The sequence below is a fragment of the Acinetobacter sp. SA01 genome (assembly GCF_011319235.1).
Taxonomy (GTDB): Bacteria; Pseudomonadota; Gammaproteobacteria; order Pseudomonadales; family Moraxellaceae; genus Acinetobacter.
Window position 1 is genome coordinate 17,833 of record NZ_WXXM01000004.1, and the last position, 15,310, is coordinate 33,142.

13 protein-coding genes and 2 pseudogenes are annotated in these 15,310 nt (G+C 41.9%); 8 read left to right on the forward strand and 7 right to left on the reverse strand.

Annotated features, from left to right (window positions below; genetic code table 11):
• The first annotated feature begins 146 nt into the window (after positions 1-146).
• Entirely contained in the window at positions 147-752 is a 606-nt protein-coding gene (locus GTU69_RS05440; protein ID WP_166168815.1) for a hypothetical protein, read from the forward strand.
• 63 nt (positions 753-815) lie between these two features.
• Here the strand turns inward: GTU69_RS05440 and GTU69_RS05445 are convergent, their stop codons facing one another.
• On the reverse strand, positions 816-1,859 hold the full coding sequence (locus tag GTU69_RS05445) for a nitronate monooxygenase (protein ID WP_166168817.1): 1,044 nt from the start codon (positions 1,857-1,859) through the stop codon (positions 816-818).
• Positions 1,860-2,077: 218 nt separating this feature from the next.
• Here GTU69_RS05445 and GTU69_RS05450 point away from each other — a divergent pair, with 218 nt between their 5' ends.
• From GTU69_RS05450 to GTU69_RS05460, 3 genes are read left to right on the forward strand one after another with little or no spacing between them, the layout of a single operon-like run.
• Positions 2,078-3,337 carry a putative DNA modification/repair radical SAM protein gene (locus GTU69_RS05450; RefSeq protein WP_166168819.1) on the forward strand — a complete coding sequence of 420 codons (1,260 nt, stop codon included), beginning with the start codon at positions 2,078-2,080 and terminating at the stop codon, positions 3,335-3,337.
• Positions 3,337-4,116: a TIGR03915 family putative DNA repair protein gene (locus tag GTU69_RS05455; RefSeq protein WP_166168821.1), complete on the forward strand. Its 780-nt coding sequence runs from the start codon at positions 3,337-3,339 to the stop codon at positions 4,114-4,116. The genes GTU69_RS05450 and GTU69_RS05455 overlap by 1 nt, the downstream gene beginning before the upstream one ends.
• A 52-nt stretch (positions 4,117-4,168) precedes the next feature.
• Complete coding sequence (locus GTU69_RS05460; RefSeq protein WP_166168823.1) at positions 4,169-4,687, forward strand: hypothetical protein; 519 nt, start codon at positions 4,169-4,171, stop codon at positions 4,685-4,687.
• Between the two features lie 64 nt (positions 4,688-4,751).
• Here the strand turns inward: GTU69_RS05460 and GTU69_RS05465 are convergent.
• The 4 genes and pseudogenes from GTU69_RS05465 to ahpF all read right to left on the reverse strand — a co-directional run.
• A pseudogene (locus GTU69_RS05465) lies at positions 4,752-4,968 on the reverse strand (YeeE/YedE thiosulfate transporter family protein); the annotation flags it as partial.
• Positions 4,962-5,117 (reverse strand): annotated as a pseudogene (locus GTU69_RS17120) (VIT family protein); the annotation flags it as partial. The pseudogenes GTU69_RS05465 and GTU69_RS17120, both read right to left, overlap by 7 nt.
• Positions 5,118-5,238: 121 nt before the next feature.
• On the reverse strand, positions 5,239-5,583 hold the full coding sequence (locus GTU69_RS05475; protein WP_166168825.1) for a hypothetical protein: 345 nt from the start codon (positions 5,581-5,583) through the stop codon (positions 5,239-5,241).
• Between the two features lie 188 nt (positions 5,584-5,771).
• Positions 5,772-7,337 (reverse strand): alkyl hydroperoxide reductase subunit F, encoded by a 1,566-nt coding sequence (ahpF, locus tag GTU69_RS05480; RefSeq protein WP_166168827.1) that lies wholly within the window; start codon positions 7,335-7,337, stop codon positions 5,772-5,774.
• Positions 7,338-7,600: 263 nt separating this feature from the next.
• Between ahpF and GTU69_RS05485 the strand changes: the two genes are divergently transcribed.
• Both GTU69_RS05485 and GTU69_RS05490 read left to right on the forward strand, forming a co-directional pair.
• Positions 7,601-7,822 (forward strand): DUF1653 domain-containing protein, encoded by a 222-nt coding sequence (locus tag GTU69_RS05485; protein ID WP_166168829.1) that lies wholly within the window; start codon positions 7,601-7,603, stop codon positions 7,820-7,822.
• A 62-nt stretch (positions 7,823-7,884) separates the two neighbouring features.
• On the forward strand, positions 7,885-8,475 hold the full coding sequence (locus tag GTU69_RS05490; RefSeq protein ID WP_166168831.1) for a class I SAM-dependent methyltransferase: 591 nt from the start codon (positions 7,885-7,887) through the stop codon (positions 8,473-8,475).
• A 48-nt stretch (positions 8,476-8,523) separates the two neighbouring features.
• Here the strand turns inward: GTU69_RS05490 and GTU69_RS05495 are convergent, their stop codons facing one another.
• A complete protein-coding gene (locus tag GTU69_RS05495; protein WP_086195511.1) occupies positions 8,524-8,730 on the reverse strand; it encodes a KTSC domain-containing protein in 207 nt (68 codons plus the stop codon).
• Between the two features lie 380 nt (positions 8,731-9,110).
• Complete coding sequence (gene ahpC / locus GTU69_RS05500) at positions 9,111-9,674, reverse strand: alkyl hydroperoxide reductase subunit C (protein ID WP_166168833.1); 564 nt, start codon at positions 9,672-9,674, stop codon at positions 9,111-9,113.
• A gap of 517 nt (positions 9,675-10,191) precedes the next feature.
• On the opposite strand from ahpC, the gene GTU69_RS05505 reads away from it, so the two are divergent.
• Both GTU69_RS05505 and GTU69_RS05510 read left to right on the forward strand, forming a co-directional pair.
• A complete protein-coding gene (locus GTU69_RS05505) occupies positions 10,192-14,163 on the forward strand; it encodes a DUF3418 domain-containing protein (protein WP_166168835.1) in 3,972 nt (1,323 codons plus the stop codon).
• A gap of 28 nt (positions 14,164-14,191) precedes the next feature.
• Positions 14,192-15,301, forward strand: a complete 1,110-nt coding sequence (locus tag GTU69_RS05510; protein ID WP_086195508.1) for a beta-ketoacyl-ACP synthase III — start codon at positions 14,192-14,194, stop codon at positions 15,299-15,301.
• The last annotated feature ends 9 nt before the right edge of the window (positions 15,302-15,310 follow it).

Here is a 15,310-nt window from a genome sequence, read left to right on the forward strand (position 1 = left end):
ACATCTCATCACCCAATCAGGACATATATAAGACAGAGCTGGCCGTAAATTACCCTATGCTGAATTCTTCTGAAGCTTGTTAAAGCTATTTATCTAAAATTATCCAAAAAACTTGATGATATGGATCTGACAGAAGGAGAAAGAAAATGGTGAATACCAAGCGGCCAGTTTCGGATATTAATCCTGCAGTTCCAACAGAGTTGGCTCCAAAACAGAATGATGCACTAGAGAGTGATCAATCTAGTCCATCCACGATTGCCAGTGCGCGTCCTGACCTGAATTCTCCAGAGACTAAAAGCCATCGGGTACCAGATATGAATGAAGCTGGCGATCATTTGGTTGCGACCGATGCCGGTACTTTAGGTGGTGCAGCTGTAGGAGCGACTCTGAGGATGGTCGGTGGTCCTGCAGATGCGGTAGTTGGCGGTATTGTCGGTAGTGTGGCGGGTAATGAAGCTGCCGATGCCATTAATCCTGCCGAAGAAGATGCCTATTGGAGAGAGCTGCACCGCGATAGACCTTATTTCCATGAAACCCTAAATACCTATAGTGATTTAGATTATGACCGGGATTATCGTGGCGCCTATGAGGTGGGATATAAGAATCGTCCTTTGTTCGACAATGATACACATTTTGAACAGGTGGAAACTGAATTGAGAACCCAATGGGAAGCAATCAAAGGTCAATCCCGTTTAGACTGGGAGCAAGCAAAATATGCTGCCAAAGATGCATGGCTTCGTGCTCCATGCTAGATGAATGTTGAACAAAAAACCTCTCAACTGAGAGGTTTTTTATCGAATATATACGCCAGTAAATTAGGCTTGACTAATTTCCAGAACTAGCTGATTAATTAAATCCGCAGCTTCCATCTCCCGAATTTGGGCGACATTGGTTCCCGCCCAAAATGCTCCAAAACCATGGTCACCTTGTGCAGCGGCTGCGGCATGCAGTTGTTTACCCAAGTCATAGCAATAGGGGTAAGTGGCAACTGGAGGGCGTTCAGGTCGATCGATTTGGGTATGCCAGTGGTTAATTAGACCCCGAGCAGGTCGTCCCGAAATGCTTGCAGTCATTTGGGTAATTGGTTTGCTAAACAGGGCTTGTCGATAGGCCGTGTTGACATTGGAACTTTTGCACTGTACGAAAGCGGTGCCCAATTGCACAGCTTCGGCACCTAACTGGATTAAGAGCTGAGCCTGGGTGCCATTCATGATTCCGCCCGCAGCTACAACAGGCTTGCTACAGTACTGTTTTAACAATTGTACCAGATCAGAAGTTTTGACTGCGCTGTCAAATGTTTCATTAAAAATGCCACGGTGCCCACCGGCTTCAATGCCTTGCGCAATAATGATATCAATCCCAGCCGCTTCAATCTGCAGTGCTTCAGCCAGATTGGTCGCCGAAACCATCGTCATGATACCGGCCTGTTTTAAGGCCTGAATTTGATGAGGATGCGGAATGCCGAAGTGAAAACTTACTGCCTGAGGTCGAGTTTCTAAAACAAGGTTTAAATAGTCATCGTTATCGAGAAAGCTGGGATAGATACATTTTAATTCTGTCGGCGGAGTTGAATGATACTTTTCGAATTGAGGTTTTAAGTATGCAATCCATTGTTTGGCAATATTGGGGTCAAGTGCTGAACTTTGATGGCAAAAGAAATTGACCTGAAAGGGTTTATGCGTAAGGGCTTGCGTTTCTAAAATTTGTTGACGTGCTGCTGCAACTGTACTGGCACCCAAACCCAATGAACCCAAACCGCCTTGATTGGAAACCTCAGCTGCCAGTTGGGGAGTAGAAATACCTGCCATCGGTGCAAGGAAAATAGGATGTTTAATTTCAAGTTGTTCTAATAAAGTCATATTTGGCTCCTATGCATCTCATCACTTTGCCCAAGCCCTATAAATTAAGCAAATAATATTCGTTATTTTTTTATGAAATAAAAAGTTTTCACCGCTAAGAATAAATGAAAATGAAATGATCAATAAGGCGTCAAACCATGTCGCATAAAAGATCAGTGAGCATGCGGTTTGAGTTGAAAATTTTATAATACAGATTCATTTTTTAGCGCTGTTTATCCATGTCTGATCGTATCCGTGAAAAACTGCAAATTTTAGCCGATGCTGCCAAATATGATGTCTCCTGTTCCTCAAGTGGCAGTAACCGAAAAAACAAGGACAAAGGGCTAGGGAATACAGGCTCAGGCATCTGCCATAGCTATACTGAAGATGGTCGCTGTGTTTCTTTGCTTAAAATTCTGTTTTCCAATGTCTGTATTTATGATTGTGCTTACTGTGTATCGCGGCGCTCCAATGATGTAAAACGGGCGGCTTTTACCGTTCAGGAAGTGGTGGATTTAACCATGAACTTTTATCGCCGGAATTATATTGAAGGCTTGTTTTTAAGTTCAGGGATTTTTAAATCGGCAGATTACACCATGGAGCGCATGCTGCAAGTGGTGAAAAAATTACGTCTGGACGAAAATTTTAACGGTTATATTCATTTAAAAACCATTCCCGGCGCATCGCAGGAAATCATTACTGAAGCGGGGCTGTATGTTGACCGGATGAGTATTAATTTAGAAATGCCGACTGAGGCAGGCTTGCAGAAATTCGCCCCCGAGAAAACCCATGCCGAAGTTCAAAAAGACTTGGGTATTGTGCGTGACCGTTTAATCCAGTTTAAAGATGAACGTAAGCTGATTCGTTCAGTTCCTAAATTTGTTCCGGCAGGGCAAACCACGCAAATGGTGGTGGGAGCATATAGCGAAAGTGATCAGGATATTATTTTGATGGCAGACCGACATTACAAAGAGTTTAAACTGAAACGGGTGTATTACTCGGGTTATATTCCAATTAATGAACAGGAAAAAGCCTTGCCGGCGATTGGTTCAGCACCACCCTTATTAAGAGAAAATAGGCTTTATCAAAGTGATTGGTTGATGCGTTTTTATGGTTTTGAGGCGACAGAACTGGTCGATGAAAAACACGCGAATCTGGACCTGGATGTTGATCCGAAACTGGGTTGGGCATTACGTCATCCTGAGCAGTTTCCTGTCGATCTGAACCGTGCAGATTACCGCATGATTTTACGTGTTCCGGGTATTGGCGTGCGCTCAGCGAAAAAAATTGTCCAGGCGCGTCGCTTTGGCACAATTCATATCGACCAACTAAAACGTATGGGTGTTGCATATAACCGTGCGCAGCATTTTATCCGCTGTACCGATACGCCAAAATTTATTAAGGAGCAGTTGCCAGGCCAGATTCGGACACAGATTTTGCAGTCGGGACAGTCCAAATATGTGCAGCAGTTATCGCCACAACTGGGTTTCGCTTTCTAATGGCAACTTACTGTTTTGATGGCAGCATGAACGGCCTGTTAAGCTGTGTATTTCGTGCCTTTCAATTTAAAGAGTTTCGGGTACAGGTGACGAGCAATCCACATGCGCAAAAGGGTTTGTTTGATGATTTTATACAGGTCGCATCGAATGAAGAGCATGCACAGCGGGTCTTGCGGGGATTGAAGCAAAAAACATCGGGTCAGAGTCAGCGTAATTTTTACTATACTTTTCTATCTGAAAATCAAACTGCTTATCAACATCTGTTTAACTATTGCCTCTATGTTTTTCAAAGTCGCTACAAGGTCGATGAAAACTATGGGCATGCTGATGTGCTGGCTTTATCGCAATGGGCAAAGCAGGTTGGTCGTGAAAAGCATCGTATGGAAGCCTTTGTACGCTTCAAGAAATGTCAGGACGGTCTGTTTTTAAGTCTGGTTCGGCCTGATTTTAATGTGTTGCCGCTGATTGAACGGCATTTTAAGGCACGTTATCAGGATCAACGCTGGCTGATTTATGATGAAAAGCGTAAATATGGCATTTATTATGATTTGCAAAATGTGCATCAAATTGAAATGGACGCTCATCAGGTCGATGCCACATTCGCGAGTGGTTATAGTCAGGCGTTTACTGTAGAACTGGATGAACAGGAATTACTGTATGACCAGCTGTGGAAAGATTATTTCCGCAGTGTCAATATTCAGGTTCGGCAAAATATGAAATTGCATATTCAGTATGTGCCGAAGCGTTACTGGCGTTATATGAATGAAAAATCAATATAGCTGTATATTTCAGGCATACTATTGCAAGATTTAGTGATGAGGACAATTTATAATGAAGCCGTTCATTTTGGCGACTTTAATTTTAAGCGTAGTACTTTCAGCATGTTCATCTTCCGAACAGCAAAAAATCCAGATTGATCCTCAAAAATATAAGGTGCAGGATGTAGCCAGCTTGCAGCAGCGCTTTGAAAGCTTAAATCAACAGCTATCTAAAGATTATCAGGCTTTTAAAAAAAGCAACAATATTGCCTTTTCAGACCAGTCGCTACTTGATGTGAATCAATTACAGACTTTAAATCTGCATGCAGTGAGCAGCACATCTTTAAAACCGGTCAAACAGGCATATTGTCAAATGATGAATGGCTATTTTGCCGAGATGTATCAGTTGGGGCATCAAAACCTGAACATTATTGGACAGGTGAAATTACCCCATGCGCAGGGTGAAAACTTAAGCAAAAATTTTGCGGATGTAGACCAGTTTTATGACTTTATTTTAAACCGTTATACCTCATACCGTCAGGCTCAAGAGATTATGGGTTTTGGCTGTAATTTAAAAGCGGCGCTGCATTAATTAAAAATAGGATAAACAAAAAAGCCCATTCAGTGATGGGCTTTTTATAGGCTGAAATTCGGATTTAACAACCAGTTAATTTTCCAGGTTGTGGTCGTTTGTCCGGGAAGAAAATGGGACGAAGTTTCACGCCAATACTGTTACCCAGGAAGGCAAAGATCAACCATAACCAGCAATGCAAACTCCCTGAAGCAATCCTGCTGAAGTAAGCACCAGATATTACAGTCATATGTGAGACGGACACCGTATCCGAGCAGTAATCCTCCAACTAGTGCAGCAATAAAGTATGCAGATATGCATTGCTGGTAGCCATACCCATAATTAAGCTGGTCACGGAAATAATTCCGTCATTTGCTCCTAATACTACAGTACGTAATAATCTACCTGTTCTTTGAACATAATATTTTTCATGAAGATATGAATATGGTATGTGAACATGCTTTGAATCATTGTTTCTTGCAACTATCATCGAAGTAATGTGCATAAAAAGTCAGATTTTTCAATAAAAAAGCTCCTTTTTTAAAGGAGCTTTTTTATTTCAACCATTCACATTATTGTTGAGCTTTTTCTCGAACATTTGAAGCACCTTCTTCCACAGCACCGGCAGTTTTTGCAGTAGCTTCTTTCGCTGCATTTTTAATATCTTTTGCTGCGGCTTCAGTTTTAGCAGCAGCTTCATCACCTGCTGCCTCAATTTTAGAGCTGGCTTCATCAGCAGCAGCTTGAGTTTTAGCTTCAGCTTCCTTTGTGGCATCAGAAATATCATGACCTGCTTGATTGGCTGCATTTTCAAGATGTTCGCCAGTGGTTGCACCTGTTTCTGGTGCTTCTTGTTTATTACAACCCACCAGGGCAACGCTAGCAGCAAGACCTAAAGCAATAAGCAATTTATTCATTTTCATTTCCTTCTAATTGTGGCACCCACCTAAATAGGGGTATTTTGAATATAGCTAAAAAAATGCACAAATTATGAGCTAAAATTGTTAATTAAATGTAATTATTTTTTATGAAAAAATGAGGGAAAAAAAAGGCTTATACCACATTGTGATATAAGCCAGATCAAACTATTTATGCTGAATATAGATTACTGTCCCGAACGGATAATGTAATCAAACGCAGATAGCGATGCCTTGGCACCTTCACCGGTGGCAATGATGATCTGCTTGTACGGCACGGTAGTACAGTCACCGGCAGCAAACACCCCCTTCACGTTGGTTTCGTTGCGCTCGTTAATCACGATCTCGCCACGATTGGTCAGTTCAACAGCGGTTTCTTTCAGGAAGTCCGTGTTTGGCAACAAACCGATCTGTACAAAAATTCCCGCCAGTTCAATCGTATGTTCTTCATCCGTTGCACGGTCCTTGTATTTCAGTGCAGTGACCTGTGAACCATCACCGACTACTTCAGTCGACAGCGCATTCTTGATCACGGTGGTATTTGGCAAGCTGTTAAGCTTGTCTTGTAAGACCTGATCGGCACGCAGTTTGGTATCAAATTCCACCAAAGTTACATGCTCGACAATCCCGGCCAGGTCAATCGCCGCTTCCACACCCGAGTTACCGCCACCAATCACCGCAACGCGTTTGCCTTTAAACAGTGGACCATCACAGTGCGGACAGTATGCTACACCACGGGTTTTGTATTCCTGTTCACCCGGAACGTTCATCTCTCTCCAGCGTGCACCGGTCGATAGAATGATGGTTTTCGACTCTAACTTCGCCCCATTTTCCAGAGTGACTTCAACTAGGCCATTCGCCGTTTCATCTGCACCTTTAATGTTAGCAACACGTTGCAGATTCATGATGTCCACACCATACTCACGTACATGCGCTTCCATTTCAGCGGCAAATTTCGGACCCTGGGTTTTCTGTACGGAAGTGAAGTTTTCAATGTCCATGGTATCCATGACCTGACCGCCCATGCGTTCCGCTACGATTCCGGTTTTAATGCCTTTACGCGCGGCATAGATCGCTGCGGTGTTACCTGCAGGGCCGCTACCAATCACCAGCACATCAAACGCGTCTTTGGCATTTAACTTTGCTGCATCTTTGGCTGCAGAATTGCTATCCAGTTTGGCAATAATTTCTTCTAGCGTCATACGGCCCTGACCGATGTGGGCGTTGTCCTGGAACACCATTGGTACCGCCATGATCTTGCGCTGTTCCACTTCATCCTGGAAAAATGCACCGTCAATCATGGTGGCCTTGGTGCCCGGGTTATAGATCGCAATTAAGTTTAGGGCTTGTACCACGTCCGGACAGTTATGGCAGCTGAGCGAGACAAACACTTCAAAATCAGCCGTTAAATTTAAACCCTTGATCTGTGCCAGGACTTCATCTGACACTTTCGGGGCATAACCCGACACCTGTAACAAGGCCAGAATCAGGGAAGTAAATTCATGTCCCATCGGCAAACCGGCAAAGAAGACACGTGGTTCTTCACCTTGTTTTGCCACCCCAAAGCTTGGGGCACGTTTATTTGTACCGTCGAAGCGGGCAGTCACTAAATCAGACAAAGCTGCAACTTCAGTCACCAGTTCTTTAATCTTGTCAGACTTATCTGAACTATCCAAAGTCGCGACCAATTCAATCGGGCTTTCCAGACGTTCCAAGAGTGTTTTAAGTTGTGCTGAAGTATTTTGGTCTAACATGGCTAACGTCTCCAAGGGAGTAAATGCTGATTTAATAAAGCTATAGTAGGCTAAATATTTAAATAGGTAAAACATTTCATTTTTATAAAAACAATCGGTTTAATAGATTGATAGGTTTTTTACAAAAATACTGTCTTAAGTAAATGCTGATTTAGTGTGAATATTCAAGTATTAAGTTGAAATTAGAGCATTTTTAATAAATTGTTGCATACTTCTGGGTAATTTTGATTATGATGACCCTATGTTTTAACAAGGTCATAAAAATGCAACTCAAATCTGGGATTTATCAACACTACAAAGGCAAGTTATATCAGGTTTTTCATGTAGCTACCCATAGTGAAACAGCTGATAAACTGGTGGTATATCAATGTTTGTATGGCGATTATTCAATGTGGGTACGTCCCTTGGAGATGTTTCAGGAAATGGTCACACTTGATAATGGTATAGTTGTTCCACGCTTTAAATTAATTCAAGCAACTTCATGAACTAGATTAACGACATCGATAAACGCTAGACTCAACAGAATAACAAGACAGGAATAGCTGTGATGAGTATGAGTGAAACATTCCAGAAGCGAATGCAAGAGTTGCATCAAAGTTTTATTAAATTTGATGCCTTACAAAAAGACCGTATTCAACGTTATCGAAATATAGAACCGGATTCTGCATTATTTTTAGCCATGCAAGTGCGCATCCAACAATCTAAAAATATTTTGGAGATTGGCACTTCAACAGGTTATTCGACTTTATGGCTGGCGAATGCAGCACAGACTTCACAAGGTCATGTCACTACTTTGGAAATTGATCCGGCACGTAGCCAGCAAGCTCAGCAATATGCCAATGAACTACAATTGAGTGAAGTGATTGATTTCTGGGTAGGGGATGCACAAAGTTTTCTTGAAAAGGCCGAACAGCAATATGACTTTATTTTGTTGGATGCTGAACGGGATGCCTATATGGATTACTGGCAGTATTTGCCGCATATGCTGTATCCTAAAAATGGCGTCATGTTTGTCGACAACGTCATATCACATGCAGCAGAAGTTCAGCAATTTATTGCACTGGTGAAAAGTGATGAACGTTTTATGAGTATGACTTTATCTATTGGGGCAGGTCTGTTGATGATTTGCTATAAATAAATTTGTATGAATAAAAATATCTGTGAATCAGGGCAGAGCCCTGATCATTCAAGCCATGGAAATGCGAGTAAAATGTAAGTCATATTCTAAATATTTATGTACAAAAGCAGCCTTGTCATGACATCGGAGCATGTTGTTATAAATAAATTCCGGAACTGGATGGTACAGTTCTGCTGAACCATTGTTATAAAAAATTTTAAGATAACGTGATGAAGAACTGTAAGTATAGGAAGTTACAGTAAGTATTGATCCCATAAGCACTCCTTTTTTATATTATGTTTCACAGATTTTGTTTGTCATTTGACGTTAAGCTATAGAGGTTGTGCGCTGTAGAGCAGCCTTGTAAAACATTCGTCACAAACCTGTATAAGACTTACATTACAATAAAAAGTGACAAAATATAATAGAAATAAATATATTAAATTGATGAATTATAGATAGATACATTTTGTATTGAAGAATAGGGTTGTACGCTATTCAGCTTTTTATTGTTGAAGTAAAAAATATAAATTCTGTTATGTTGACAATATAGGACATACCAAAAGTTAAAGGTATTTGAAAACAGTGTCTTATTCAAAATGTAAAAAACCACGCAAAAGAGCGTGGTTTTTACATCAGTTCAATCTAAATAGAGATTAGATTTTACCTACTAGGTCGATTGAAGGAGCTAGAGTAGCGTCGCCTTCTTTCCATTTAGCTGGGCAAACTTCACCTGGGTGAGCATGAACGTATTGAGCTGCTTTAACTTTACGAAGAAGTTCTTGAGCATCACGGCCAACACCACCAGCGTTGATTTCAACGATTTGGATTTTGCCTTCAGGATCGATAACGAAAGTACCACGGTCAGCAAGACCAGCAGCTTCGATTAATACGTCAAAGTTTTTAGCTAGAGTCCAAGTTGGATCGCCAACCATTACATATTCAATTTTTTTGATTTCTTCTGAAGAATCGTGCCAAGCTTTGTGTGTGAAGTGAGTGTCAGTAGAAACTGAATAGATTTCAACGCCTAATTTTTTGAATTCAGCGTAGTTGTCAGCAAGGTCACCCAATTCAGTTGGGCAAACGAAAGTAAAGTCAGCTGGGTAGAAGAATACAACAGACCATTTGCCTTTAAGATCAGCTTCAGTCACTTCAATAAATTGACCGTTTTGGAATGCAGTTGCTTTAAATGGTTTAACTTCAGTATTAATTAAGCTCATCATTGTCTCCATGATTGAGGTTTGTATTTGATTTCCAAAAGGATAGCGAATTTTTTCTTATTGCTGAAACAGTATTTTTACATTATTGAAATCGGAAAAACCGAATTAACTAATATAAAGTCTACAATTCCACCAAATCTGATTTTTTATCTATTCAATCATTTAAAGATGATTATTGAATGACAAAATATCAGTTTTTCAGCTTGCCTAAGAACATGAAGGCTTGAGACCTAAAATTCAAGGGTAAATTTTTTTAAATTAAATTTATTTTTGACGCTCGAATCATTTTTAGGCTGAGTAATGGTGATCAGAAGAGGTGTGTGAACATCATTAAAGATGGTGAATAGTGTAACTCTTGTTATATGTGGCGGATTTTAGCGTGGTTGATGATCTATTTTCCATGCTTTTGAATATTCTTTACCTCAAATGCCATGAATAAATATTTGCCTGTCTTTCTCTCTGCGGCGTTACAGCGTAAAATATTCAGTTCAATTTTTTGTTTTGGGATAAATTATCTGTGTTAAGTCATTTAAATGTAGATCAATGGGTCATGGCACGTGACCGTCATCGTTTAAATCGACTACGCAAAGGTAAAGATGCGAACGAAAAACAGTATCAAGAATTATTAGAAAAATCGAATCATAAAGTGCGTGAGCGCCTGTCCCGTGTTCCGAACATCAAACTCAATCAAGACCTTCCTGTTACCCAATATAAAGACAAGTTGATAGAAGCGATTCAACAACACCAGGTGATTATTGTGGCAGGGGAAACCGGTTCAGGTAAAACCACGCAATTACCACAAATTGCCATGCTGGCCGGTCGCGGTTTAACCGGAATGATTGGTCATACCCAACCCCGTCGACTGGCTGCGCGTAGTGTATCGCAGCGTATTGCCGAAGAAGTGGGCGAGAAGCTGGGTGAATCCATCGGTTTTAAAATTCGTTTTAACGAACAGGGTTCGCAAGACTCGATAGTTCGTTTGATGACTGACGGTATTTTACTGGCGGAACTGGCCAATGACCGTTACCTCACGAAATACGACACCATTATTATTGATGAAGCGCATGAACGTTCATTGAACATCGACTTCATCATGGGCTATTTAAAACAGCTTCTACCACGCCGTAAAGATTTAAAAGTCATCATTACTTCCGCAACCTTAGATGTAAACCGTTTTAGTAACTACTTTAACGGAGCACCTGTTTTTGAAGTGGAAGGGCGCAGTTATCCGGTAGAAGTGCGTTATCGTCCAATTTCGGAAATGAGTATTGGTGGTAGTGATGATGACGAGTTTGATGACTTTGAAGAAAACTTGCCCCGTGCAGTGGTACAAGCGGTAGAAGAATGTTTTGCTGATGCACAGCAAAAAGGTCATCCTGAACATGCCGATATTCTGATTTTTGCCAGTACCGAACAGGAAATTCGTGAATTGCAGGAAACCCTGCAAAAGCATGGTCCGCGGCATACCGAAATTTTGCCTTTATATGCGCGTTTAGCTATTGCAGAGCAGCAAAAGATTTTCAATCCTGGCGGTGGTGGACGACGCATTATTATTGCCACCAACGTGGCTGAAACAGCTTTAACCGTACCCAATATCCGTTATGTAATCGACAGCGGTTTTGCCCGTATTTCACGCTATAGCTACCGTTCACGGGTGCAGCGTTTACCGATTGAGGCAGTATCACAGGCGGCTGCCAATCAGCGTAAAGGTCGGTGTGGTCGTATTGCGCCTGGTGTTTGTATCCGGCTGTATAGTGAGGAAGATTTCCAGAGCCGTCCTGAATTTACCGAACCCGAGATTAAAAGAACCAACTTGGCTTCGGTCATTTTACAGATGGAAAGCCTGAATCTGGGCAGTCTGGAAAGTTTTGACTTTATTGAGCCACCAGATCATCGATTGGTGAATGATGGCCGTAAGTTGTTAATTGAGCTTGGGGCGATGGTGGAAGGTAAAGCCCCTCTTTTTAAAAGAGGGGTTGGGGGAGATTTATCTGGCAATAGTCCCTCTAAAGGTGAAAATCCAAATGCAAATCCTCCTAAGTCCTCCTTTGATAAAGGAGGACTTCAAAGCAGTGGATTAACCAAAATCGGTCAGCAAATGGCAAAAATGCCAATCGACCCGCGTTTAGCGCGAATGATTTTAGGCGGCGCGCATTTTGGTGTGCTCAATGAAGTCCTGATTATTGTCGCAGCTTTGGCTGTACAGGACCCACGAGAACGTCCTGCCGATAAACAGATGCAAGCTGACCAGAAGCATGCCTTGTTTAAAGAAGGTGACTCTGACTTTTTGTTCTACATCAAGTTATGGGAAACCTTGCAAGCTAACCGTGCATCGATGAATGAGAACAAGCGTCGTAATTTTGCACGGCAGCATTTTTTAAGCTGGTTACGTTTACGCGAATGGAAGAAAACCCATGAACAGTTGACGGAATTGGCGCAAGACTTAAAGCTTTCCTTTAATGATAAAAAAGCCAGTTATGAAAACTTGCACCGTGCTTTATTGACCGGTTTGCTTTCGTTTATTGCCAATAAGACCGATGAACGCAATGTGTTTATGGCCGTTCGTCAGCAAAAAGCCCGTATTTTCCCGGCATCGACTTTGCATAAAACCAATACGCCGTGGGTAATGGCCTTTGAGATGGTGGAAACATCACAGGTTTATCTGCGGACACTTGCAAAAATTGAACCGGAATGGATTCTGCTGGCTGCGCGTGACTTACTGAAACATCACTATTTTGAGCCACATTGGTCGAAGAAAGCCGGTATCGTTAATTGTTATGATCAGATTTCCTTGTTTGGCCTGATTATTGAGCCGAAACGTTTGATGAACTATGAAAAAGTTGATCAGCTGGCAGCGCATGAAATCTTCCTGCGTGATGCCTTAACCACAGGTAATCTCGGCATTACACCGCCATTTTTGAAGCATAATTTACTTAAGCTTGAAGAAGTGGAACGGGTAGAAGATAAGCTGCGTCGTCGTGATCTGGTGGTGGATGAAGAAACCATCTATCAGTTTTATGCCGAGAAAGTACCGCCAGAAGTGGCGAGCCGTCGAAGTTTTGAAGACTGGCGTGCGACGGTTGAGCCGCAAAATCCGCGCTATTTATTTGTCGAAGATGATGCGCTGTGGATGAATGACCGTCCGACTACCCAGCAATTTCCGGATTATTTGCATAATGGTGCTTTGCGTCTGGCAACGAGCTACCGTTTTGATCCAAGCCATGATGAAGATGGAGCGACGGTTAAAATCCCGCTACAGGCCTTGCCACAGGTCGATGAAGGTATCTGGTCATGGGGCATACCCGGCTGGCGTGAGGACTTGATTGAAGCCTTATTGAAATCCTTGCCTAAAGACAAGCGCCGCAATCTGGTGCCGATTCCGGATACTGCACGCAAACTGATGAAAATCATTGATGCAGTTCATTTACGTGAGCATATCTTCAAGTTTTTGGCTTTCCAGTTGCGTGGCGAACAAATTAGCGAAAAAGACTTTTCCTTTGAACGGATCGAGCAGTATTTGCTGCCGTTGATTAAAGTGATTGATGAAAAAGGTCGGGTGATTGAAAAAGGTCGTGATCTGTCCGAACTGAAAGCACGTTGCCGTACCGAAACACATAGTCCGGTCAAGCAGCTCAAAGGCGAATTTAAAGTTTTCCCGGAAAATTTCACTTTTGAAGCTTCACAAAAAGTGACCGGTGTTGTGGTAAAGCAATATCAGGCGCTGGTACCGACTAAAGCATTTGCAGAACTAGATGCCAAAGATGAATCTGGTGTGGTGATTCAGACCTTTAATGACCAAGCGGAAGCGATTAAACAGCACCGGGAAGGGGTCATTCGTCTGGTCTATATGCAGATCGGCGATCTGGTACGTCAGCTGAAAAAACAGATTTCTAAACCGCTGGCTTTGGCCTATTCACCTTTGGGCGATAAGGCTCAACTGGAGCAAATGTTAGTTTATGCCACCCTTCAGATGGCAATAAATGAGCTTCCTGTCAATACTGAAGAGTTTCAAAACTTGCTTTTAAATGTAAAAAAATCTTTCCTAACGCATGGTCAAGTGGCATTATCTATACTGAGCGATATTTATATTCAATGGCAGGATATTCGTCGAAAATTGTTGGTTTTAGACGATTCTATCTTTGGAAAAAATATTGATGATCTTGAAGATCAGCTTGATTTAATGAGTCTTTCCAACTGTGTGTATGTCAAATCTTTTGATATATGGCAGGAATTTCCACGCTATTTAAAGGCTTTGGTCTTGCGTTTAGAACGCTTGCCAAATAACCTGCAAAGAGATAATTCTGCCATTGAGCAAGTTGACCCATGGATGGAAAAATTGTTTAAGTTTAAAAATGACGCTCGCCTGAAAGATCTGTACTTTATGGTCGAAGAATTTCGTATTTCCCTGTTCTCACAACCAATGAAAACAAAAATGCCGGTTTCTCCAACCCGCCTGCAAAAAGTATGGAATCAATTGGGCATTAATTAACAGAGCGCAAAATTAACGGGAGTTTTACATGGGCATTCGTATTACCGGTACCGGTCTTTATCATCCAGAAGAATCCATTAGCAATGATGAATTGGTTGCAAGTTTAAATGCTTATGTGGAACAGTTTAACCACGACAACGCGGACAAAATTGCAGCGGGTGAGATTGAAGCGCGTCGCGGTTCAGATGCAGAATTTATTGAAAAAGCATCCGGTGTTAAAAGTCGCTATGTTGCTGAAAAGTCAGGTATCCTTGATCCGAAGCGTCTATATCCGCGTTTACGTGAACGTAGCAATGATGAACTTTCCATTCAAGCCGAATGGGGTGTGATTGCTGCTAAACAGGCGATGGAAAATGCAGGGGTTACAGCTGAAGATATCGACGTTGTGATTCTTTCATGTTCAAACATCCAGCGTGCTTATCCTGCTGTTTCAATTGAAATCCAAACCGCTTTGGGCATTCAAGGCTATGCCTATGACATGAACGTTGCCTGTTCTGCTGCAACCTTTGGTTTAAAACAGGCTGCGGATGCAATCAGAAGCGGTGCACGCCGTGTATTATTGGTCAATGTAGAAATTACCTCTGGTCATACCGATTTCCGTTCACGTGACTGCCACTTTATTTTTGGTGATGTGGCGACAGCATCGATTATTGAAGATACGACTACTAAAACCGGTTTCGACATTTTAGATACGCATTTGTTTACGCAATTTTCTAACAATATCCGTAACAACTTCGGTTATTTAAATCGTAGTGAAGATGCAGTTGTAGATGACAAACTGTTCCGTCAGGACGGTCGTAAAGTGTTTAAAGAAGTGTGTCCGCTGGTTGCAAAAATCATTACCAAACAGCTGGAGAAAAATAACATTGCACCAAGCAATGTGAAACGTTTCTGGTTACACCAAGCCAATGCCAGCATGAATGACTTGATCTTGAAATATGTAGTCGGTAAAGATGCTGACCGTGCGCTAGTACCTATTATTCTGGATGAGTTTGCCAATACCTCTTCTGCAGGTGTGATCATTGCATTACACCGTACTGCACATGAAGTGAATGATGGTGAATATGGTCTGCTTTGTTCATTCGGTGCGGGTTATTCTGTTGGCTCGGTTCTGGTGCAAAAACACGTTGTAGCATAAGGAATCATC